The organism is Vibrio bivalvicida, from assembly GCF_001399455.2.
GTDB classification, from domain to species: Bacteria; Pseudomonadota; Gammaproteobacteria; order Enterobacterales; family Vibrionaceae; genus Vibrio; species Vibrio bivalvicida.
Genome location: NZ_LLEI02000021.1, coordinates 535871 through 557512, shown reverse-complemented (window position 1 = coordinate 557512; position 21642 = coordinate 535871). Strand labels below are relative to the sequence as shown.

Here is a 21642-nt window from a genome sequence, read left to right as displayed (position 1 = left end):
ATCAAACCTGCATAAAATGTCGATTATTGACAAAGAAGTCTAGAACTAGTGATAAATCACATACTTTAATAGTGTTAATCAATTTTTACACTATCCTACTGCTTATCACCTTGTGCAAACAATTCAACCACATTCTTCAAATGGTCTGAGATTTGATTATTGTCACCATCGACAAGAACTTGGTCTTTACACTCTTTCTGCACATACATCGCTTTGTCGGCGATACAAATTAGCTCATCTTTTGTTGTCCCTTGCTCAGGGAAACAAGCAATGCCTATACTGGAGCCAACACTCAGCGTGTTTCCACCAAACTTTATCGGAGATTTGATGACCTGACTAATCTGCTCGATTTTACTTGGCACCCCTTCTAAATCTTTAAGTAAATCTAAGCACACCACAAACTCGTCGCCACCTAACCTACCAACAACGTCTGATTCTCGGACGCAATCAGATAATCGCTCAGCAATTTGTACTAAAACGTAATCCCCTGCCTCATGACCGTACCTGTCATTCACGTTTTTAAAATCGTCGAGGTCAATAAACAAAATCGCAAATTTATGACCAGTTCGATTCGCCTTAACAATCGACAACTCAACCTGCTTGTCGAATGCACGTCTGTTCATTAAATTGGTTAAAGGATCATGTTCAGATAAAAACAGTAATTGCTCTTGCTTATGTTTCAGTTGTTTAGTCTGGCGGATTATCTCTTCTTCTAGTTCTTGTTTCGTCACCGTAGTGCGACATAGAGAGACGGTCATTTGGTTGAAAAAACTGGCGATAACTCGAAACTCACTGTCCATTTGTACCGCCTCAACTTTGGTATCTAATTGACCTTTCGCCAAGTTGAGAATGGCGGCTTTCATTGCTTCTGCTCCAGATTTAAAACGAAACAGAATTAACCACGCCGTCACGCTAACTAAAATCGAACACAGGATAAGCCACGCTGCAGTGGTTGACATAACATTTTCTAATGAGGAAGCATTTCTATTGAGCACTCGCTGATGCACGTAAGCCAGTTCTTCGGTCATATTTTGTATAATCATGTTATAACGAGAATGAAGAAGGCTTTGTCCATTGAGACTGAAGACCGTTTCATTATTGATTTCGCTGTGAGATACAGGAAAAAACTCTTTTTCCTGCATCAGTAACGTGTGCAAGCTGTGATTCATGCGCTGAATATTATCGAGCTGAATATTGCTAGCCTTATAAACAGTCAGCTTTGTCGATAATTCTGCTTGAGCGACTTCCACTTGATCAAGGCTCGAAGCATCACCAAACTGCTTAAACACCCACAACTGACTCCGTAGTAAATCGACACATAATTGCAAATCAATGATCTGATCAAGCTCAATTTTAGTCACCTTTTGTTGCTCATTTATCTTGAAAAAGGAGACTACAATAAACAACGTCAAAATCATGGTCGTTGTTGATAAGACAAACATCTTCTTAAATAGCGAATCCAACATCACTCAATCCCTTAATGACACGGCTTGTTGATACGGATAGGTATAAAATACCTCGCGAAAATCTGGGGGGGAGTTGGCGACAAGTCCATTTTCTATCGCCCAGCGAGATTGTAGTTGAAGGTTAGAAAGCAGTGAATTACCAAGAGACAGTCGAAACAAGTAATCATCCCAAGACCATTCAACTTGACTAAGAGGAATATCTAACCTTTGTGCAATGATACTCAGTGCTCTATCAGGATTGTTATTTATCCATTCGATTGCCATGTCAAGTGCACGTAGTAATCGAACTGGCTCATCCCCCACAAACTCTAAGTAAGGAGCTCGGGTAATTAGGTTATATGAAAGTTGATAAACGCCCTTATTACCCAAGTTTGATACTTCCGCCACTGATAATAAGTCCGCCTCAAACCCCATGGGCTCCCAAGCAGATATCGCCTCGACACGATAAGATAAAAGCGCTGGTACTAGCTCATGAGGCTGTAAGTAAATCTTTTCGATTTCTATCTGCTGAGCACTATTGCTAATTAACACCGAGTCAAAATAAAACTCGCTAGCGGTCCCTTTTACTATTCCAACTCGTTTGCCATCTAAATCAGAAACATTCTGAATATTGACTGGGTTTAGAGTAAGGAGTTTTAGGTCATTATCTGACTCGACAAAACTGACAAGTAAAGAGACATCATCTCTTGCGAAACTTTGAAACATAACAACAGATTCTGATGCGGTTGCATAATCCACACTACGATCAAGCATTAACTGCGTGCATGCGACGCCACTTGAGCAAGGGTAAAGAGTGACATCGAGATCAAAGTGTTTAAATAGACCAAGTTGTTCCGCAATTAGGAAAGGTGAAGAAAGAGGTGTTAATGACACCCCAATCTTAATTTGTGAGGACGATGGCCTTGCTTTTGACTTAGTCCCAATAATCACGCTCACAACCGTTGTGCACAACAGCAACACAGATACAACAAGCGCCAATTTTTTACTTTTGAAAACCGGCATTCTAGATACACCCGCCCCATAAGAAACCTAGCACATATAAACTTAGTCCATAATTTAGAAAAATGGCACTGACAGCTCAACTTAGTCTAAATATCTGCCCGAAATACCATCAAAGCATGGGATAGATCACATTCATATATCGCAATCTAAACGTGAAACAGATAGACGTCACAATCTTAAATGTGGTGTCACTGCGGCTGGTTAGCAGAAAACCTACCTAGCTAAGTAGCAGATGAATCACATAAGCTTGCAGGTATTGTCGATGCGAAAATCTGTTACGACTTTGCCATCACTGAGCCACAACCAATTGGCGCTTACCTAAATGAAGAAACTGGCGAAGTTGTAGTTGTTGGAGAAGAGAACCTAGAACAACCTAAAGCTTAATCTAGCTATGCTCACTAGTACTCATCTAATTTGCACCCAGACTCGAATTTAACAATCAAAGCCCAACTCCACCTCAATGAAGATACGCACAGCCTCTTTATCGACAACAGGCAAATGACAGATTTCGAACAACTACCCACCCAGCAAAATCATTTATGAAACCCAAAAAGTGAGAAATGTCATGAAAATGTAAAAAGTGGCTATAAGCAAAACCCTAAAGGATCATTTATGCAATTAACAGGCTCACAAACGAACACTAACACTGTATTATTTTTTTCGAAATCAAAACTAATACAGGAAAGTGGATTTATTCCAGTATTGATTTATCCAGGGAAGGTTTTTTCATTATCAATTTTACATAGGTATAAACATGAAAAAACTAGCAGTCGCAACAGCAGTTCTAGCAACACTAACTTCTTTCTCAAGCGCAGCTTTCGATCTTGAAGCTTCGCACGGCAACAACAAAGAAACGACACTCAAATTTCACGATCAAGTGATTGGCGGACTAGCTGGTGGTATCGAGATTGTTGGCGCAGAAAACCTTAAGCGCCACAAAGAGACGACCTTCTCTTTGGATTACAAAATCGAGATGGGTCAGGCGTTTATCATGCCTTCTTTCGACCTAACCGTACCGTCTGGTTACTCAAAAGAGTACAAGTACACCGCTACTCCAGAAATAGATGGTGTAAACGGTGAAGCAACATACAAAGACAGCAACGTTGCTAAGTTCGGTTTAAAGGGTGGCTACACATTCGACAATGGCCTATACACAGCCGCTCGCTACCGCTACGAAATTTCTGATGGCAAAGGTGAGTTTTCTGCTTACGACAACTCAGGCAAAGCAAATGGTAACGGCAACCACAAATCTAAGCTTCACCGTGTCGACCTAACTTTAGGCTACAACGTGATGGATACCGTCGACCTTTCAGCAAACTACATCGTTAAGCGCGCTGATATAGACGGAAATTTGACGGTTAAAAGTGCTGGTTTAAACGGAAACGGTGATGCAACCGCTAAATCTCAAGAGATTGAACTAAAAGCAGTTCTTACTTCGTTTGGCGACTTAAAACCCTACGCTCAGTACACCTATAAAGGTCAAACACATATCGAAGGTAGTGGTGCGTCAAATGACAACAAGCATATCTCTTTTGACGATAAGTTCAAGAACGACAACGTATTCAAAGTCGGCGTGCAGTACAGCTTCTAATCGCGGCGACACAACTACTTAAACTCACTCTGGTTCGATAGTTACATAGCTATCGAACCAAAAAATGAGCAGCAGCTAAGGTGTCAAGGATGGCACTGATTATCAAACTCTGGCCTGCGGGCCTTTTTTGTTACCTTAAAGGTCATTTATGAAATTCAGTAAGCAAGTCAAAAACACCGCCTGTTTTTACCTAATTAGTATCGTTTTAGTTATGTCAGTTGTAGCGAAACATTCCTCGAAAGCTTATGCCGATACTTTTGAAGAGAATGTTCATTATGTCACTCTTGATAAAGAAGCGACCATAGAACCGCAAGTTAAGGTCTTTTACACTCCATTCTGTCGCCCATGTGCGATTGTTCACACACCCTTGCTTACAATGGCAGAGCGTGCAGGTATTACCTTTGTCGATGTTCCGGTCGATTTTGGCCCACTAGGTAAAGATATTCAGGCGAGTATCGCAACGGCCAACCGCCAAGAGATCGGCCATGACTATGTCAACGAGCTAATTTCGCGTATTCACGTTCGCCCAAGCGAAGCGCCAAGAAACCGTGAAGATCTCGTAGATCTTATAGAGCGCTGCGGCGGTGATGCGTCTGACTTTCGCAGCGGCTGTGAAGATGTACGTGAAGATGTCGAAAATTTCGATCAGCTGACCAAGCAATACTACATCAACGCGACCCCAACGATTGTCGTTAATGGCAATAAGCGCATAAATCTAGGTTCATTAATGAGCCTTTCCGAACTCGAACAGCTACTTATCGAGCTAAGCGGAGTGTAACTGTGGTGCTGGCACGTAAACTTCAGCTATCCGCTGAGCAAGGAACACATGACATCAGCGAATGGCTCCAATGACAGGTCAATCGGAGCCAGCCGTTGCTCACGCCATAACGGCTTGAGAAACCATTAAACCAATATCAAACCGAATGGTTCTAGCAGTTGTGCCTGTTGCCAGTCGCAGATTTTTACCCCAGTCATAGAAACTCTGCGTAAGTTAAGCCCCTCTAGATCCACATGGGTTAAGTCACATTGTTCCATGTTGAAAGTCCCCCACTGCTCTGAGCTAAACTCGCCACTCGATAAATCTGATCCTAAGAAACTGGCACCAAATAGGTTGGCACCATTCCAACGATTCTCAAACAGTTCACATTTCTCTAGCAAAGCCCTTTCGAAATTGGCGTAAATCAGATTACACCCAGTAATGAAAGCAGAACAGAAATAGGCTTTATGGCTAATATGGTTCGCAAAGTTAGCACGTTGAAAATTAGCGCCTTTCAGATCGCATTTACGTAGTTCAATTCCAAAGCAATCCGCTCCCGTGAACTGGCACATGGCGAGCATACAGTCGGAAAAACTCGCATCTTTTAAGTTGGCATGTTGAAAGCTGCATGCTTCAAGAGCTTGGGGTTCAATGAAACGGCAGTCGACAAACTTAGCTTCTCTTAAATCAGCTCGGTCAAAAGTACATTTGATAAACTGACAACGTTCAAAAACACTGTTTTGCAGGTCTTGGTGAGAGAAGTCTTCAAATTCAAAAATCGCATCGCTTGTAATCATAGTGTCTCCTTGTTGGGCGCAAGACTATCACTGTAAGCTGCTGTTTTTCCACAAAAACAAAACCTTAAAAATCATCAACTTAAAACCCCTCTAAATCGCCAATTTAAGGCGTTAAATTGGCAGTTTAAGGCATGCATTTCATTTTGTTCTTATGCACTTATCCAGAAAATAGTTTTACTCGCCTACGCGTAGCTGTGGAGCACTTTGGCATTTGCACATTCCTGCCTGTTTATTCGCACCTCGATCTGTTCTAATAGCAGCTCAATACCACAGCGGGAAGTGAGTGTGTTAGAAGAAATTTTTATCGCCGGGGGCTGCCTTTGGGGGGTGCAAGAGTTCATGAAGCACCTACCAGGTGTAATTAAGACTGAAGCTGGGCGAGCCAATGGTACAACCGATACAACCGCCAGCGACTATGATGGCTATGCCGAGTGTGTTCGTACCCAATTCGATCCCGAAAAAATCACGGTTGAGCAACTGATGGACTATTTGTTTGAGATTATTGATCCATACAGTGTCAATCAACAAGGGCAAGATGTTGGAGACAAATATCGCACGGGTGTGTACAGCCGGAATAAGGCACACTTAGTTGCGGCACGTGGGTATATATCAAACCGTTCAGATAGCGATAAAATCGTCGTCGAAGTGAAATCACTAAGTAACTACGTCCAAAGTGACGATGAACACCAAGATAGGTTAACGCGCTTTCCCAATGACTACTGTCATATCCCAATCAGTTTGCTGCACAAGTACCGCCAAGAGTAACGCAAAGTAGACAGGTCACTTATTTCCTCTCTTGCTCTGTTTTGTTGTAATAAAATCCGTTACTTTGACGACTAGAATTTAGACAGTTCAGGGCAGGACATGTTTCAGCAAGTCGTAGGCATACTTTTTCCAGTTTTTGCATTGGTGGCTGTGGGTTACTCGGTGGGGCGTTGGTTAAAACCCGACTTCAAGCCGATCAACCGCATTAACATGGATGCATTTACCCCTGCCCTAGTCTTTTCTTCGCTAGTTGCAATGCCGCTGGATACACAGCAAGTGCCTTTGCTAACGGCATCCCTCGTCGCGGTATTGCTCCCGGGGTTGGTGATGATTCCAGTGTGCAAATTGTCTAAACTTAAATATAAAGCTTGGGCTCCACCGCATATGTTTCGCAATAGCGGTAACTTGGCGATTCCACTTTTTACTTACACCTTTGGCGACACTGCTCTCGCTTCCGCTGTATTACTGTTTGTGGTTTCAGCCTGTATCCACATTAGCCTTGGCTTGGCTTTACTCAGTGAAGGGAATCCGTTCAAACAGATCATCAAGATGCCGATCTTTCTTGCGGCAAGCGCAGCACTGATCCTCAACTTAGCTGGCATTGGAGTTTGGTCTCCACTGTATGAAGCAACTTCATTACTCGGTCAAGCTGCTGTTCCAGTTATGCTGCTCTCCTTAGGGGCTCAAATGTGCAATATGAGACTCAGTGGTCTGAAAGTTGGTATTCTATGCACACTACAATCACTGTTTACTGGCGCGATTGCTTTCGCGGTTATTTACTTCTTTATTCCACTACCAACGATGCAGTTACAAATGATGGTACTTTTCACCATGCTGCCACCTGCCGTAATGAACTACTTGTTCGCTGAGCGCTTTCATATAGAGCCCACCAAGGTGGCTTCAATGGTTTTATTTGGCAATTTCTTTAGTATTTTAACTCTGCCCTTGTTACTCGGGTTCGCTCTCTCCTTGTGACCACGCTTCAGGGTTGGTCAGCAAGGTTTTGCCTTTAAATGTTTCAGCACGAATGTCTTGAGGATTGTAGATGGCGCAAGATTCCATAGAAAGGCAGCCACAACCGATACAGCCACCGAGATCGTCTTGAAGTGCTTTTAACTGCAAAATTCTGTGTTCAAGCATCTCTTTCCACCCCGAAGCCATGCGATCCCATTGCTCCCTATTTGGCGCTTGATGCTTAGGCAACTGATCAAGAGATTGGACAATTTCCTCTAGCGTTAAACCAACTTCCTGCGCAGCTTTAATCACCGCAATTCTTCTCAGAACACTCCGGTGATAACGCCGTTGATTGCCTTGATTTCGCCAACTGTGGATCAAACCTTTTTGCTCATAGAAGTGAAGTGCCGAGACTTTAACTCCGGCACGCTTTGCTACTTCCCCTACGCTCATTTCCATATAAGCCTCCAAATTAATTGAATAAAGTTCTTTACCTCAAGTTAGCTTGAGGTTTTAGAGTAACCCAAGTTGGTGAATATACATAAGGAAAATTCAATGAACCTACTCGCAAATAGCAGAACCTTGCCTTATCTTTCCGGGCGATTTTTTGATGGCATTTCGTCAGGCTTGTTTATGATGGCTCTGCCTTGGATCATGCTTGAGTCGGACAACATGGGCACCTTCGTCGCCCTTATCGCACTCGCCTGCACCGCAACCTCGTTTGTCTTAACCCCTTTTTTCTCTACTTTGATCGACAGACATTCGCGCAAGTCACTCTTGGTTTTGGTCCAATTAATTCAGTCAACTACGGCTATAACTGTTTTCGTTGCGTACTGGTTGCATGATGGGTCACATTGGTTACTTGCCGCAGCACAACTTGTCTTCTGGGTAACGAGCAATTTAGCTTGGACAACCAATAATGCGTTTACTCAAGAAAACTACGATCTGCACGAATACGCCTCTATCTCAGGCAAGCAAGAGATCGTGATGCAAGGCACGACGCTCGGTGCAGGCGCATTGGGAGTCATATTACTTCAAGAGTGGGGAATGTTGGAGTTTGCTGCTTTTGCGGCTAGCGCCTCTGGCATCGCCGCGCTTAGCTATATGGTGACACCCTACCGAAGAAAGTTACGTAGTACTCACAACGTGCCCTTTATTGAACAGATGAAAGAGAGCAAAAGCATTTTCGCAAGAGAACCTCACTTTTACGCCTTCATTATGCTTTCTTGCCTTTCCTATCCGATACTGACCTTTTTAGGCAAGTTGGTTCCGATTTGGTTTGCGGAGAACGGGGTTTCAGGTGATTGGTATGCAGGATACAACATCACCTTTGGCTTAGGCTCACTGCTCACAGGCGTGCTACTTAGCAAATTGCTGTCATTGACCTCACACCAAACAACAATGCAGTACTCTATGGCGGTGGTAGCATTCAGCCTAATTGGAATGAGTTTCTCTCAGCACCCAAGCTATATATTACTATTTACTCTGTTTTTTGGCTTCTTTAACGCATTAAATCGCATCGCACGTACCAATTGGATGCATCATACCGTTGAGGTCAATCAACGTGGTCGAGTGGATGGAGGGCTGGCAATGTTCTCAACATCGGTGCAAAGCATCAGCTATGTTGTCATCGCGGCCTTGGCTCACAATAACGCCACTCAATTTGGGTTTATGCTAGCTGCTGCCGTTATGTTTGTCGCCGTCGGCGTGATGATTAGACTAAGCCAAAGAAACGAATTAAAGCCATTGCTGGCTTCTTAAGCTTTCCCTTGGTCGAGTGGTCGTTAAACAACGACCACCTCAACATCGACAAAGGGATATTTGCTGACTAGCACTTTGGTCAGTAGGGCTTTTTGTTCATGCCAGACAGCTTTGTCTTGTTGTTGAAGCTGCTGCAACGACACACCAATTACGACCAAATAACTCGATCCGGTTTTACTAATATTGAGTCTTTCTATTTCCTGCTTAGCAAAGTGTTCCGTAACCAAATCAGAGATATCTTGATGCTGTTGTTCATTTTGCAGTTTGCCTCCAGCTAGCTCTACAAAGGCCTCGCGTATAATGCCTATCGGTTGACCAATCATCAGCAGCGCAAGAGTCAATACTAATAAGGCATCACCAATATAAAGCAGGAAATCAAATTTGCTGCCAGCCTCCACATAGCCAATAACAACCAAAACAGCGCCTGTTGAAGCAGAAAGTACACCGTCTATCAACGACGACTTTTGATCCACTTTTAGCATAGAGCTGCTATTGGCGATCTTCTTGTTTTGGAAATAATAAAACGCGGATAGTCCCCAACAAATAGTAACCATAGCTATGGCATAGTAAACGATCACACCCGTTTTAATGATTGGCAATGTAGCCCCGTTGATATAGCCAATAATCTTCGAACCGTTGCTGACTATGGCAGATATCACAACCCCCAAGAGTAACAAACCTTTCATGAAGCTATATAAAGCTTCGGTGACATAAAGACCGAATGGGTATGTCTCATTGCGTAGTGATTTAATTTGGGTGATCTTAAGCGCAACAATCGCAGTAATAAACAGAATGAACGACATATTACCGTCAAGGAGTAAGGCTTCAGAACCAGACAAGTTATATGCCGCCCAACCAGAAAATGCCATTATTAAGTTAGCGATAATCCCCAACACTAAAGCACGCTTTTCTGTCACCGCAATTTTATCTTTCATCCGCTTTTCCTATATTTCCCTGCCAATCGACAAGATTTAGGGAGAACATTGTAAAGTGGTGTAAGGCTCTAAGCAATCGATTGAAAAAGCAGGCAACCTCGACATCACTAGCCATACAATGCGATGTCGTTTGACCAAGCTCGCATCAACATCTCTAAAGTATGTTAGCTGCACCGATAATCATTTTTGAAATAAATACAGAACACTTATGAGTTCTCAGTCAAATCAGAAACATCCCAATTAGTTTTGAGAACTTGCGACTTGCGTGGCTTTCAAAAAGAGCATATATTTTCTTTTAGTTTCATATTTGAGTAGAACACTTACCCGTTAAGGTTTCCATCAATGCAAGATAATTATCAAGACAGAATCATTGCTTTACTGAAAGAGCGTGGAGAAAACAACGCGTCACTGGCTCAAGGTATCGGCAAAGGTAAAGCAACCATAGGCCGTTACCTCTCTAAATCAAGCAATCGGACCTACCCAAGCTTAGAAGAGCTTTCTGATATCGCTCGCTTCCTTGGCGTAGAACCACACTGGTTGTGCTTTGGTATTGGCGATAAATCAACGGACAAAGAGACCATTAATCTGTTATCTGATTCAGAAGCTGCAACCATTAATATCTACAAGCGTACAGACGTGCATCAACACCTAACATCAGGTGATGCAGTTCCCGTCGATACTATGCCTGTAGAGAAAGAGTACGCAGATTGCTTTGGTGTGGTTTACCCAGTAACGGGGGCCGTCTCAAGAACGTGGAGCTGCTACGCACTAATCACCAAAGATAAAGAATGGGCTAATGATGATATTGTTCTCGCTCGCATTGGTAAAAACCCAACCCCAGATTTTTTCACTTTGGTGAAAATCGCCGACAAAGTCCATGTTTGGTACGGTGAAGACACAGATCGCAACCCGATCAATACCATTGATGAAGATGAAATCGAAGTGATTGGTATTGTACGCTGGGGTGTATGGGCAAGACGTTAAATAACGCTTTCAGATAAATAAAAAGAGGCACTTTTTTGTGCCTCTTTTTTGTTCTCTCACTAATCCAGCTTAAAGCGCCCCACAATTCCGGTAAGCGATTGATTCATATCCGAGATATTTACTGCTTCTTCAAGGGCTTGCTGCGCATTCGTATCCAACTCCCCTACTATTTCGTTGATAGCGGACATATTACGGCTGAGCTCTTGTGTCACACTACTTTGCTCTTCAGCCGCAGTCGCAATCTGTGTACTCAGATCATTAATATCCGTGACAAATTGAGTCATAACATCCAAACTTTCTGCAACCTCTCCCGCACCATCTGCTGTCTGCGCACATTTCTGCTTGGTCGAGTCCATTGAACTAACCACGGACTGGCTGCCACGCAATAAGCTCGCAAGGGCTGCTTCAATTTCTTCTGTACTTGTCTTGGTTCGACTTGCCAAGTTACGCACTTCGTCTGCAACCACGGCAAAACCACGCCCTTGTTCTCCCGCGCGCGCCGCCTCAATCGCCGCATTCAAAGCCAACAGGTTGGTTTGTTCAGCAATATCGCCAATGACACCTAGGATTGTATTGATACCATCAGTGGCCGACGCCATGCTATTTACATTCTCAGAAGCACTACTTACGTCATCGACAAGCTCTTGAACATTGTTCTGCGCATGGCTAATGGTCTTCTTCGACTCTGAGCTTGCTTCATTCGCTTTGTGGGTTAGCTGAGCCGTATTTGCCGCATCTGTTGCCATAGATTCAGCCGTTGAGTTCATCTCTTCGATGGCCGTTACAACTTGTTCTGTCTCTTGAACATGGTTTTGTAGAATCTCACTGTTCCGCTGACTCTGATCTTTCATTCGATCAACATTTTCGTTCAAGTGGTCTGTAACCTCTCGTATCTCTAACAGCATCGCTTGTAGACTTGCTATGAAGTCGTTCACGCCTTGCGAGATTTGGCCTAAATCATCATTCGTTGTCACTTCGATGCGTTGGGTTAAGTCGCCATTCCCCTGACTCAGTCCAGCAATAGTTTCTTTTAAAGCCAGAATCGGCCGATACAGCACGTTCATAATAACAAGCGCAAGAATAACACTTATCACTGTGGCTACTAATGCGGTCACAATCGAGGTTTGTTTCGCTGAGGCTAAATCTGCAAATACTACGTCTTTTTCTAAACCAACAACGAAGTACCAGTTCTTACCAGCAATAGTGATTTGATGAGAAAAATACAGCTTAGTTTTATCCCCCATCATTCCATCAAACACGATATCTTTGCTGCCCATCGCTTGCTTAGATACATCACTTAGCCAAGGATACTTATCCGATTTCTCACCTGCTTTTACTTGCTCAAATGATGAGGCAAGAATAGTTTTATCATGGTTAATGATCATCGCAATTGCGCCAGGTATCTCATTGGCGTTCTTCACTATTTCATTGAGGAAACCGAGCTGCATATCGGCAGAAATCATGCCGCTATATGTTTTACGAACAATAGATACCCAATAGGTGTCACCGTCACTGTCTAAGTATGGTTCAGTCATACCCGCCGACGAACTTTGCCTACCAAGCTGATACCAACTTCGCGTTGTAACATCACCATCATATTTATGATTTGGCCAAGTCTTGGCGGTTTGATTCCAATAGGCATCGCCATTGGTAAACCCAACAACCGAACTATTCAGATTCATCCCTCCTGCGATCAGGTGGGTCAATTTAATAAAATCTTGTTCCGTACCTGTAATAGGTTCACTGTCAAACTGTTTACCAAGCTTATCTAGACCGGCGACCTTCTCATTGAGTTTGTTCGCAATCTGCTCTGCTTGGCCTTCTACATACTCTTGATTACTAGTGGTGATCAATTCTACCAACGTCTCTTTCTGTTCAATGTAGGCAACATAGCTAGAAACAGAGACAGAAAAAACAACCAAAGCAATGATGGAGATAAGAAGTAATTTTCTAAACCCTAAATTCCTCATCACAAACAATCCTTTTTTTGTCAATAATTTATAAGGCGACTTACAACACACCAACGTTAACCAATTATTAAAATTATAATTAAATTGTGGCTGTTATATGATAAAAATCCAGATTTGAAAGGTAATAATCACATTAATGATATACGCATCATTAATGTGATTGATATCAATCAGTAAAATGTGATTTAGCTTTAAAGCGTCCCAAAAGTGGGACAGGGGAAATTGCGAATAGATAGTTTACGAATAAATCGTGTCTGACCAACGAGCTAGACCCGCGGTGACGGAGCCAAAGAAATTACCGCTGACAATTGCTGTGCTCGGTAATAGAGAGCTCACCACCCCCCTTAATATTGGGGAACGCGCAGAGCCTCCCGTCATATACACAACATCTGGCTCAATACCACTTTGGTTTATTGCTTCTTTCACCAAGGCTTTGATTTTTTCAGTCGGAACTGCAATTGCCTCTCCCATATCTGATTTTAACACCGGAATAGAGACTCGCTCGCTTATCAGTTGGATTTGCGCTTGATAGCTGTCATCCTTTCCTAGAGCAATTTTAGTCTGCTCCGCCTCTCTAATAACCGCATAACCAAGCGTACCCTGATATATTTCAAACAATCGACGTAATTTTTCTGGTTGTTTGGCGTCTTTCATCAAAAGTTGAAGCTGCTTTCTATTTTCGTGGCCATAAAATTTGCGCTGAGCTTGGACATCATTAATCGCAATCGGATTCCAAAACTGAGTCGTCGGAACTTCTAAACCGGATAGGTTTTGGGTACCCATACCAAATTGAGTCATGAACTGCTTAAACGCGGTAAAAATATCGAGATCGTTGCCACCGACCATTTGCCCAGAGTGTGCCAACAAGGATTCGCGACGGTCTTGCTTACCCGCCCATGTAGGTCCCATTCGCAAAAATGAACAGTCCGTCGTACCACCACCAATATCGACTACGAGTACATTTTTATCCTCTTCTAAAGACGCTTCGTAATCTAACCCCGCAGCAACGGGTTCGAATTGAAACTCAACATCTTTAAATCCTGCACGTTTCGCTGCTCGGCGTAATATCCCTTCGGCTTGAATGTTGGACTCTTCACCGCCTCGACCAAGAAAATTAACCGGACGACCAATCACAGTTTGCGTCACATCTTGTTCTAGTGCTCGCTCTGTACGTTGCCTAATATTTGCCATCATGGCACAAACAAGGTCTTCAAAGAACGACAACTGCATATCTCGCAGCCCCATCGCTCCAAGAAATGACTTGGGCGATTTAACGTAGTAGACATCTTGCGGATCTTCTAGATAAAGACTTAATGCCTCGTGACCAAACTTTACGTCATCACTGCGTACATCTAACCCTTCTTCTGCGTTGAGCTTAATCGCACGCCTTAACATGTTTTCGCCCACAACGTCCGATGGCTTGATACCTAAACTTCTATACAGATATTCGGACACCACCTCTGATGTCGGAGCACACAGGGTTGAAGGAATATAGAAGTCTTCTTCCACCAAGGGGATCAGTTTTACTTGTCCATCAACTAGCGTGGCAACTGAGCAGTTCGCGGTTCCGTAATCAAATCCAATAGACATAGTGGCTGCACCTTTTCACTGTTTCGAAATCTTTTGCCCAAATTTGGCGAGCCGCGTAGTAAAACGTACACAGGTTGGTAGGTCAATAGCGTACAAGAATTCTTTTTTAAATCCGCAATTTATTTTAAAGTGATTAGAGAATCGTTTGAACGTGAGGTCCTCATTGGTGAACTTAAGGCAACTTGAAGTATTTTACGCTGTAATGAAGACAGGCACCGTCTCTGGTGCGGCAAAACACCTTTACGTATCTCAACCCAACGTGACGCGAGTACTGGCTCACACCGAACAACAATTAGGCTTTGCATTATTTGAACGTATTAAGGGGCGATTACGACCTACACGCGAAGCTAACTTACTCCTTCCTGAAGCAGAAAAGGTTTATCAGCAGCTCGGTCAGTTTAGAAACTTGACCAATAAAATCAAAGCGGGCGAGAAGCATCTCACGATCGGTGCCCCCCCAATTCTTGCGACAATACTGCTCGCCCCTATCATTGATAGAATCAGCAGAGAAACAGACTACACCGTCGAGATTTCTACGGGTAATCGCAATGAGTTGTGCGAGGCCTTGCTCAAAAATGAACTCGACTTAGCTATAAGTTTTGGTGATGAAGCACCACCTACGATTGTACAAAGTAAATTGCTAAGCAAAGAAATGGCCGTCTTAGCGCCACAAGGTTCTTCTGACAAAGAGGTCTATAGCCTTTGCGAACTATTAAATGGCGACCAGCCATTAATCGGCCTAGATCCAAGAGACCCACTCGGTCTGCAGCTCCATCAGGCCATTCACTCCGTCGAACCAAACTATCATCCTAGGATAACAGTAAGGAGCTACAGCGCCGCAGCGGAACTTGTTGCACAAGGCAACTGCTACGCTATTGTCGACCCTTGGACACAGCAGCACTACTTAAATCGAGTGCAAAGCGCGAGATTAGCCCCCTCAATCGAAGTCTCTGTCTCTTTACTCCATGCGGAACATTATCCACTTTCCATTGCCGCTAAATGGTTTGTTGAACAACTTCACTCAAAGCTATAACTTAACGTTATACCACCTAAACAGATAAGCATTCGCACCCAAGATAAGCGGCAGGTAGATTCTTGTTACTATAAATAACTCATAACAAGGATACGTATGTCTATTGCTCAACCTTACCTGCTATTTCTCGGCGATGTGACAGACCCGGTTTCGGCCAAAACAGCACGTGGCATTGCTTTGTGGCGGCCAGAAACATGCAAAGGACAATTGAGGCTCACAGAAGACACGGTTTCACTAGAATTACCCAACTTAACACTGAAGCAGGCAAAGGCGCATGGCGTAAAAACCTTAGTCATTGGTACTGCAAACGCTGGAGGAGTTATTCCAGAAAATTGGAAGCCCACTTTGATTCAAGCTGCAGAGATGGGGTTTGAAATTGCGTCAGGGATGCACAGCCGACTAAGCGAAATTCCACAGCTAAACTCATTTCAAAAGCAAGGTATATGCACACTTCACGATGTACGCCACTTCGATGGTACACTCAGCGTTGGTAATGGCAGAAAGCGCCAAGGCAAACGCGTCTTAACCGTCGGTACCGATTGCTCTGTAGGCAAAATGTTCACTGCTCTCGCACTTGAAAGCGCCCTCAAGAAACAATCTGTCGATGCTCGCTTTAAAGCTACGGGGCAAACCGGAATTTTTATTGAAGGCTCAGGCATTTCAGTCGATGCGGTAGTTGCAGATTTTATCTCTGGAGCAGTTGAAGAAATTAGCCCTGAGTTTACCGACCATAAGTGGGACATTATTGAAGGCCAAGGGTCGCTATTTAATCCCTCTTTTGCCGGAGTCAGTTTGGGGTTGCTTCACGGCGCTCAGGCAGATGCGCTTGTACTGTGTCATGAAATCGGACGGCCACATATTCGCCACTTGCCTCATTGCCCAGTTCCTTCAATCGAAGACACGCTGTCCGCCAATTTATCAGCAGCCAAATTGACCAACCCAAAAGTGCAACTTGCTGGCATCAGTTTAAATACGTCAGCAATTAGCGAAGAAGATGCACAAGCACTGTGCGCTGACTGGCAAGAACAATACAATGTCCCTGTGACCGATCCAGTACGCTTTGGTATAGAGTCGATTGCATTACATATTACAGCGCTTTAGAGGTGATAAACATGCACATTGAAGCGCAACCCCATTCTCTAAAATTGGCGACTCCCTTTATTATTTCAAGAGGTACTCGGACTCACTGCGACGTTGTTAGAGTGACGATCCGTTTGGGCCAATGGCAAGGTCTAGGCGAATGCACTCCTTATTCTCGCTACCACGAAAGCGTAGCATCTGTGCTAGAGCAAATTAAAATATGGCAAGTCGCACTTAAAAACTTCACCCCCATACAAGCTAAGCAGCGCTTACAGCTCTTCCCCGCAGGTGCGGCACGTAATGCTCTAGATTGCGCCTTGTGGGCGCTAATCAGTGATATGGAAAATCAAACATTCCCTGCACCTTACTTTGACGTTAAGTCAGAGATAGAAACTGCGATGACAGTTTCGGTGGGTAATGCAGAGGCTATGAGCAGGCAAGCAGTGGAATATGCTCAGCAAGGTGCCACCTTACTCAAAGTCAAACTCGACGATATAGACATAGAGAAAAGAGTTGCGGCGGTAAGACAAGCAGCACCTCACTGTAAAATCGTTCTCGACGCTAATGAAGCGTGGCAAAATGTGGATCTAGAGCCGCTGTTTTACCGCCTTGCGCAATACAATATTGCTATGATCGAACAGCCTGTTCCTGCTGGCTGCGATGAATTACTGCATGGTATTGAACACCCAATCCCGCTTTGCGCCGACGAGAGTTGCCACACTATCGATGATCTGCCTATGTTGAAAGGCTGCTATGAAATGGTCAATATCAAACTAGATAAAACTGGTGGTCTCACTCAAGCCTTCACCCTAGAAGACCAGGCTCGAGATTTAGGCTTTGGCATCATGGTCGGATGCATGTTAGGCACATCACTGGCTATGAAAGCGGCATTACCGATCGCCACTCGAGCTGAAATTGTCGACTTAGATGGTCCAGTTCTACTCGGCCAAGATGTCAAGAATGGATTACGTTATAACGATGGAAAGTTGTGTTTGGTTTAGCCTTTCTCAAAAACACCAAAGACAGCCAGCTACAGGCTGCCTAGATTGTGCTGATTTTCGTTATACGTCTAGTGACATGCCGATTTGGCTCAGCTTGGTTTTGAATTCGTCGATACTTGAAGCTTCATAAGTCGGGGAGCCATTAAAGTATCTTGGTTTTTCGGGCAGCATCGCATTCTTTAATGCTTTTTCCTGGTCGATATCATCATGATATACGGTGACGCGATTAGGGATGTCCTGTTGAATCTTCGCCATTGTGTTCTCCTTTCCTGTGACGTTTTACTCAAGTTAAGCTTAGGAAACACAGCTCAAGTGTCAAAGTTAACTTTCGTACCAAAAAATACAACTTAAGAAAACGTTAAACCCTGATATTAAAGACGAAGCGAGAATAGTTTGTGAAAAACTAAAGCCCACAAAATTCGCGTTTTTGTGAGCTTTTCCCAACTTTACACCACCATTACTGACTTATTTAACTGAAGTGAATGCGGGAATAATATAGTCTTGCATCATTTCTTGGTAAGGTGTTGGCCCCGCCATTTGCCAAGCAGTTCGCGCAACAACCAAGTTTAGTTCATTCACCACAGCGACGATCTGACCGCCATATCCCAAACCATAAGTGACACTATATGTTTTCCCATTGACCTCTGCATCACTTAGCCACCAGTAATATCCATAACTTACATCTGTATCGTTGGTATCTAGATACTTCTCAGTCGATCGCTCGATCCATCCTTCAGGTAATATCCGTTCTTGTTGCCAGACACCATCTTGAGCAACAAACTGGCCAACTTTTAACATATCTCTAGGGCGCATATAAGCCCCACCTGCTGCATTGCTTACACCACCTGCTTGCATCGACATATAGGCATTTTGGAAACAAAGCGCATTAATTGGGCTAGATTGCCAGTAGTCCGCTAAGTTCTTTGTACTACTCTTCTTCGCAATAATGTCGCCCACCACAGTAACTAAACCACCGTTGTACTGAAACTGAGTACCAGGTTGTACGGCAACATCGCGATCAAGGATAAACTCAACTGGATCAAGACTTGCCATTTCGATGGCTCTCACATTATTTGGGTTTTCGTAAGGTATCGACCATTCATCCCAATTCAGTCCTGCTCCCATCGATAGGAAGTGATGTAAAGTTAACTGTGATTTTTCGTTTTGAAGAAGCTTGCTGTAGGACGGTATTAGATCGGCAATTTTCGCTTGGTAACCGCCAATAAACTTTTGCTTGATAGCTGTACCTGTTGCTAAAGAAGTTAAGCTTTTACTGATCGATTGAATAGTATGGGGAAACTCAGCCCGCCAGCCACCGAAATACTCTTCGATCACCAATTTGCCGTCTTTAGCGATCAACAAACTGTCGGTATTCGCATACTTAGAATTCGGGTCTTTGCTCGTAGCAATTAGTGACTCAATAACTTCACGATTGTAGCGAGTATGTGTGTCTGCTTGCCACTCTTTGTAGTCGCAGTTGTTGACGTCGGCCAACGAATTCCACCAATAATCATCAAACAGCAGAGCTACGTCAGGCTCAATGCTACTCTTGTCTGCTCGGCCAAACGAACTAGTAAACTGGCTGTATTGAAAGCGCCCCGACTGATACTGCTGATCATCTTTGTGATAAAAGGAGCCAGTGAGCGGAATATTCGGGTCGACAGCTTTGAACTCACCCTTTTCATTGACCTCAATCGGCACAACTCCCCATGAGCTATACAGATACTGCTTGCCCTCTTGCTCGTAGAAGAACATATTCTGTGCGTCAGCATTTTCTGCTTCATACATTCCGTGGTGCGCCGTAAGCAACTCTGCACTGGAATTTGAGGAAAGCAGAGCAGCGCCAGTTGCTATTGATAATACCTTGAGAAACCGATTTCGTTTGAATGTAACCATCATTCTGACTCCCGATGTGTGCGAATGCCCCATTGTAATTAACTATTTGTTATTAAAGTTATTTACCACTCGTATATGCGAGTGCCAATACAATAAACGCAGCCAATGCAATGCATGATATCAATATGAATATCTTGTAGGTCAGGAGAAATTGTTTAACTAAAATCACACTTTCCTTTTCTACGCCCCCTATAGTTTAACAAGGGATGAGTTCGCTCCTCTTAGCTTGTTTTAGCCTTTGACAAAACAACAATTGGCTACCCTACATAATGAATAAACAAAACATCTACCAAGTCTTCACCCGACTGTTTGGCAACACTAATCAAACCAATGCTCCTTGGGGAACCATAGAGCAAAACGGCGTGGGGAAATTCAGCGACTTCACCGAAAAGGCATTGCAAGAGATCCGAAAGCTCGGCATCACCCATATTTGGTATACTGGCGTTCCTCACCATGCTGTGATTGGTGACTACAGTGATTTTGGCATTAGCAATGATCACCCTAGCGTTGTAAAAGGTCGAGCTGGTTCACCTTACGCCGTAAAAGATTACTACTCGGTCAACCCTGACCTGGCCGATGATCCTAGCCATCGTAACCAAGAGTTTGCCGACCTAATTGCCCGAACACATGACGCGGGTATGAAGGTAATCATTGATATTGTACCCAACCATGTTGCGCGCGTTTACACAGGGCTGAACAATCCAGATGGTGTGAGTGACTTCGGTGCAAATGATGACACTAGCCTTACCTACGCTAAAGATAACAACTTTTACTATATCCCAGACCAAGCGTTTGAACTTCCAGATACTTTAATTGAACAACCACCACTAGGTGGAGAGCGACACCCTAACTTACTCAACCCATTTGATGAATACCCAGCAAAATGGACAGGCAATGGTTCGCGTCTTGCCAAACCCAATCACGATGATTGGTATGAAACCGTTAAAGTCAACTATGGGGTAAGACCCGATGGCAGCAAAGACTTTGCAGCGCTACCTGAAAATTATCGATTTAAGTCCGCCAATGAGCACTACCAGTTCTGGTTAGATAAAGAGGTCCCAGACTCTTGGGTTAAGTTCCGCGATATCGCTATTTATTGGTTGGAACAAGGCGTCGATGGTTTCCGCTACGATATGGCAGAAATGGTTCCCGTTGAGTTCTGGAGCTTTATGAACGCCTCAATTAAACACGTTAACCCAGAGGCCTTTATTATGGCGGAGGTTTACCAACCGCACCTGTATCGTGATTACATACAATTGGGCAAGATGGATTACTTATACGATAAAGTCGACCTTTATGATGCTTTGAAAGACATCATCCAAGATAAAGGCTCAACCAAAGAGATTGGCCGAATTCAGCATCAGCTACGCGATATTGAGCACCAAATGCTGCACTTTCTCGACAACCACGATGAACAGCGTGTTGCTTCTCCAGAATTTGCTGGAAGCGGCGAAAAAGGCAAGCCTGCCATGCTCGTCTCTGCTTGTTTATCAAGCTCACCAACTATGATTTATTTTGGCCAAGAAGTCGGAGAAGAGGGGGCAGAAATGGCAGGATTTGGCCAACCTTCGCGAACCTCAATTTTTGATTATATTGGTGTCCCTGCCCACCAGCGCTGGATGAACAATGGTCTTTTTGACGGTGGGCAACTTTCAAGATCAGAACTTGAGCTGAGAACCTTCTACAGCAAGCTGCTTAACCTAACGTTGAACACCCCTGCGTTATGTGGTGACTATCATGACTTGTATGCCGCCAATTTCGCTAACTTTGCTGAAATGCAAGATAAGCTATATGCCTTTGCCCGCTCCAATGACGACCAAGCTATCATCATTGTGACTAACTTTAGCGACCAACAGTCTAAACAGGTCGAGCTAGTTATTCCTACAGAATTAGTGGACTTGTGGCAATTGAAAATAGGGGTTTACCCATTGGTTGATAAACTTAATGATCAAACCTACTCATTAAAGGTGAGTAATGAACAGTCACTGCTTGAAATCGACCTTGCCCCACTCGCGACCCATTTTCTATGTTTAGATAATCTCAATCAGTTGAGGGATTAA

The 21642-nt window shown here is 43.7% G+C and carries 19 protein-coding genes; 10 read left to right on the top strand and 9 right to left on the bottom strand.

Annotated elements, in window-relative coordinates; translation table 11 throughout:
• Window positions 1-95: 95 nt before the first annotated feature.
• Together APB76_RS07760 and APB76_RS07755 are read right to left on the bottom strand one after the other, a co-directional pair.
• A complete protein-coding gene (locus APB76_RS07760) occupies window positions 96-1466 on the bottom strand; it encodes a diguanylate cyclase domain-containing protein (protein WP_049845986.1) in 1371 nt (456 codons plus the stop codon).
• A 3-nt stretch (window positions 1467-1469) separates the two neighbouring features.
• On the bottom strand, window positions 1470-2468 hold the full coding sequence (locus tag APB76_RS07755) for an ABC transporter substrate-binding protein (RefSeq protein ID WP_049845985.1): 999 nt from the start codon (window positions 2466-2468) through the stop codon (window positions 1470-1472).
• A 754-nt stretch (window positions 2469-3222) separates the two neighbouring features.
• Between APB76_RS07755 and APB76_RS07750 the strand changes: the two genes are divergently transcribed.
• Entirely contained in the window at window positions 3223-4059 is an 837-nt protein-coding gene (locus APB76_RS07750; RefSeq protein WP_054962133.1) for a hypothetical protein, read from the top strand.
• A gap of 148 nt (window positions 4060-4207) precedes the next feature.
• Window positions 4208-4837, top strand: a complete 630-nt coding sequence (locus APB76_RS07745; protein ID WP_054962132.1) for a thioredoxin domain-containing protein — start codon at window positions 4208-4210, stop codon at window positions 4835-4837.
• A gap of 125 nt (window positions 4838-4962) precedes the next feature.
• On the opposite strand, the gene APB76_RS07740 is transcribed toward APB76_RS07745, so the two are convergent.
• Window positions 4963-5613, bottom strand: coding sequence for a Qnr family pentapeptide repeat protein (locus tag APB76_RS07740; RefSeq protein WP_049845982.1), 651 nt, complete (start codon window positions 5611-5613; stop codon window positions 4963-4965).
• A gap of 285 nt (window positions 5614-5898) precedes the next feature.
• Between APB76_RS07740 and APB76_RS07735 the strand changes: the two genes are divergently transcribed.
• Both APB76_RS07735 and APB76_RS07730 read left to right on the top strand, forming a co-directional pair.
• Complete coding sequence (locus APB76_RS07735; protein ID WP_193395077.1) at window positions 5899-6378, top strand: peptide-methionine (S)-S-oxide reductase; 480 nt, start codon at window positions 5899-5901, stop codon at window positions 6376-6378.
• A 99-nt stretch (window positions 6379-6477) separates the two neighbouring features.
• Complete coding sequence (locus APB76_RS07730) at window positions 6478-7353, top strand: AEC family transporter (RefSeq protein WP_049845980.1); 876 nt, start codon at window positions 6478-6480, stop codon at window positions 7351-7353.
• Here the strand turns inward: APB76_RS07730 and soxR are convergent.
• The gene (gene soxR, locus APB76_RS07725; protein WP_049845979.1) at window positions 7327-7791 is read right to left on the bottom strand and encodes a redox-sensitive transcriptional activator SoxR; all 465 of its coding nucleotides are present in this window, start codon (window positions 7789-7791) and stop codon (window positions 7327-7329) included. The two genes, APB76_RS07730 and soxR, sit on opposite strands and share 27 nt — an antisense overlap.
• Before the next feature lie 96 nt (window positions 7792-7887).
• On the opposite strand from soxR, the gene APB76_RS07720 reads away from it, so the two are divergent.
• On the top strand, window positions 7888-9093 hold the full coding sequence (locus APB76_RS07720; protein WP_049845978.1) for an MFS transporter: 1206 nt from the start codon (window positions 7888-7890) through the stop codon (window positions 9091-9093).
• Between the two features lie 23 nt (window positions 9094-9116).
• Here APB76_RS07720 and APB76_RS07715 read toward each other — a convergent pair whose 3' ends face one another.
• Complete coding sequence (locus APB76_RS07715; RefSeq protein ID WP_049845977.1) at window positions 9117-10028, bottom strand: cation transporter; 912 nt, start codon at window positions 10026-10028, stop codon at window positions 9117-9119.
• Window positions 10029-10370: 342 nt separating this feature from the next.
• Between APB76_RS07715 and APB76_RS07710 the strand changes: the two genes are divergently transcribed.
• Window positions 10371-11012, top strand: a complete 642-nt coding sequence (locus tag APB76_RS07710) for a helix-turn-helix domain-containing protein (protein ID WP_049845976.1) — start codon at window positions 10371-10373, stop codon at window positions 11010-11012.
• A gap of 59 nt (window positions 11013-11071) precedes the next feature.
• Here the strand turns inward: APB76_RS07710 and APB76_RS07705 are convergent, their stop codons facing one another.
• On the bottom strand, window positions 11072-12982 hold the full coding sequence (locus tag APB76_RS07705; protein WP_054962130.1) for a methyl-accepting chemotaxis protein: 1911 nt from the start codon (window positions 12980-12982) through the stop codon (window positions 11072-11074).
• 237 nt (window positions 12983-13219) lie between these two features.
• Window positions 13220-14572 carry a molecular chaperone gene (gene yegD, locus APB76_RS07700; protein WP_054962129.1) on the bottom strand — a complete coding sequence of 451 codons (1353 nt, stop codon included), beginning with the start codon at window positions 14570-14572 and terminating at the stop codon, window positions 13220-13222.
• 166 nt (window positions 14573-14738) lie between these two features.
• Here yegD and APB76_RS07695 point away from each other — a divergent pair, with 166 nt between their 5' ends.
• The 3 genes from APB76_RS07695 to APB76_RS07685 all read left to right on the top strand — a co-directional run bounded on the left by APB76_RS07695 (window position 14739) and on the right by APB76_RS07685 (window position 17686).
• On the top strand, window positions 14739-15605 hold the full coding sequence (locus APB76_RS07695) for a LysR family transcriptional regulator (protein WP_054962128.1): 867 nt from the start codon (window positions 14739-14741) through the stop codon (window positions 15603-15605).
• Window positions 15606-15701: 96 nt separating this feature from the next.
• Entirely contained in the window at window positions 15702-16706 is a 1005-nt protein-coding gene (dgcN, locus tag APB76_RS07690) for an N-acetyltransferase DgcN (RefSeq protein WP_054962127.1), read from the top strand.
• Between the two features lie 11 nt (window positions 16707-16717).
• A complete protein-coding gene (locus APB76_RS07685; protein WP_054962126.1) occupies window positions 16718-17686 on the top strand; it encodes an enolase C-terminal domain-like protein in 969 nt (322 codons plus the stop codon).
• 60 nt (window positions 17687-17746) lie between these two features.
• On the opposite strand, the gene APB76_RS07680 is transcribed toward APB76_RS07685, so the two are convergent.
• Window positions 17747-17941: a hypothetical protein gene (locus APB76_RS07680; RefSeq protein ID WP_049845970.1), complete on the bottom strand. Its 195-nt coding sequence runs from the start codon at window positions 17939-17941 to the stop codon at window positions 17747-17749.
• A 210-nt stretch (window positions 17942-18151) separates the two neighbouring features.
• Window positions 18152-19585, bottom strand: coding sequence for a serine hydrolase domain-containing protein (locus tag APB76_RS07675; protein WP_054962125.1), 1434 nt, complete (start codon window positions 19583-19585; stop codon window positions 18152-18154).
• 266 nt (window positions 19586-19851) lie between these two features.
• Here APB76_RS07675 and APB76_RS07670 point away from each other — a divergent pair, with 266 nt between their 5' ends.
• Window positions 19852-21642: an alpha-amylase family glycosyl hydrolase gene (locus tag APB76_RS07670; RefSeq protein WP_054962124.1), complete on the top strand. Its 1791-nt coding sequence runs from the start codon at window positions 19852-19854 to the stop codon at window positions 21640-21642.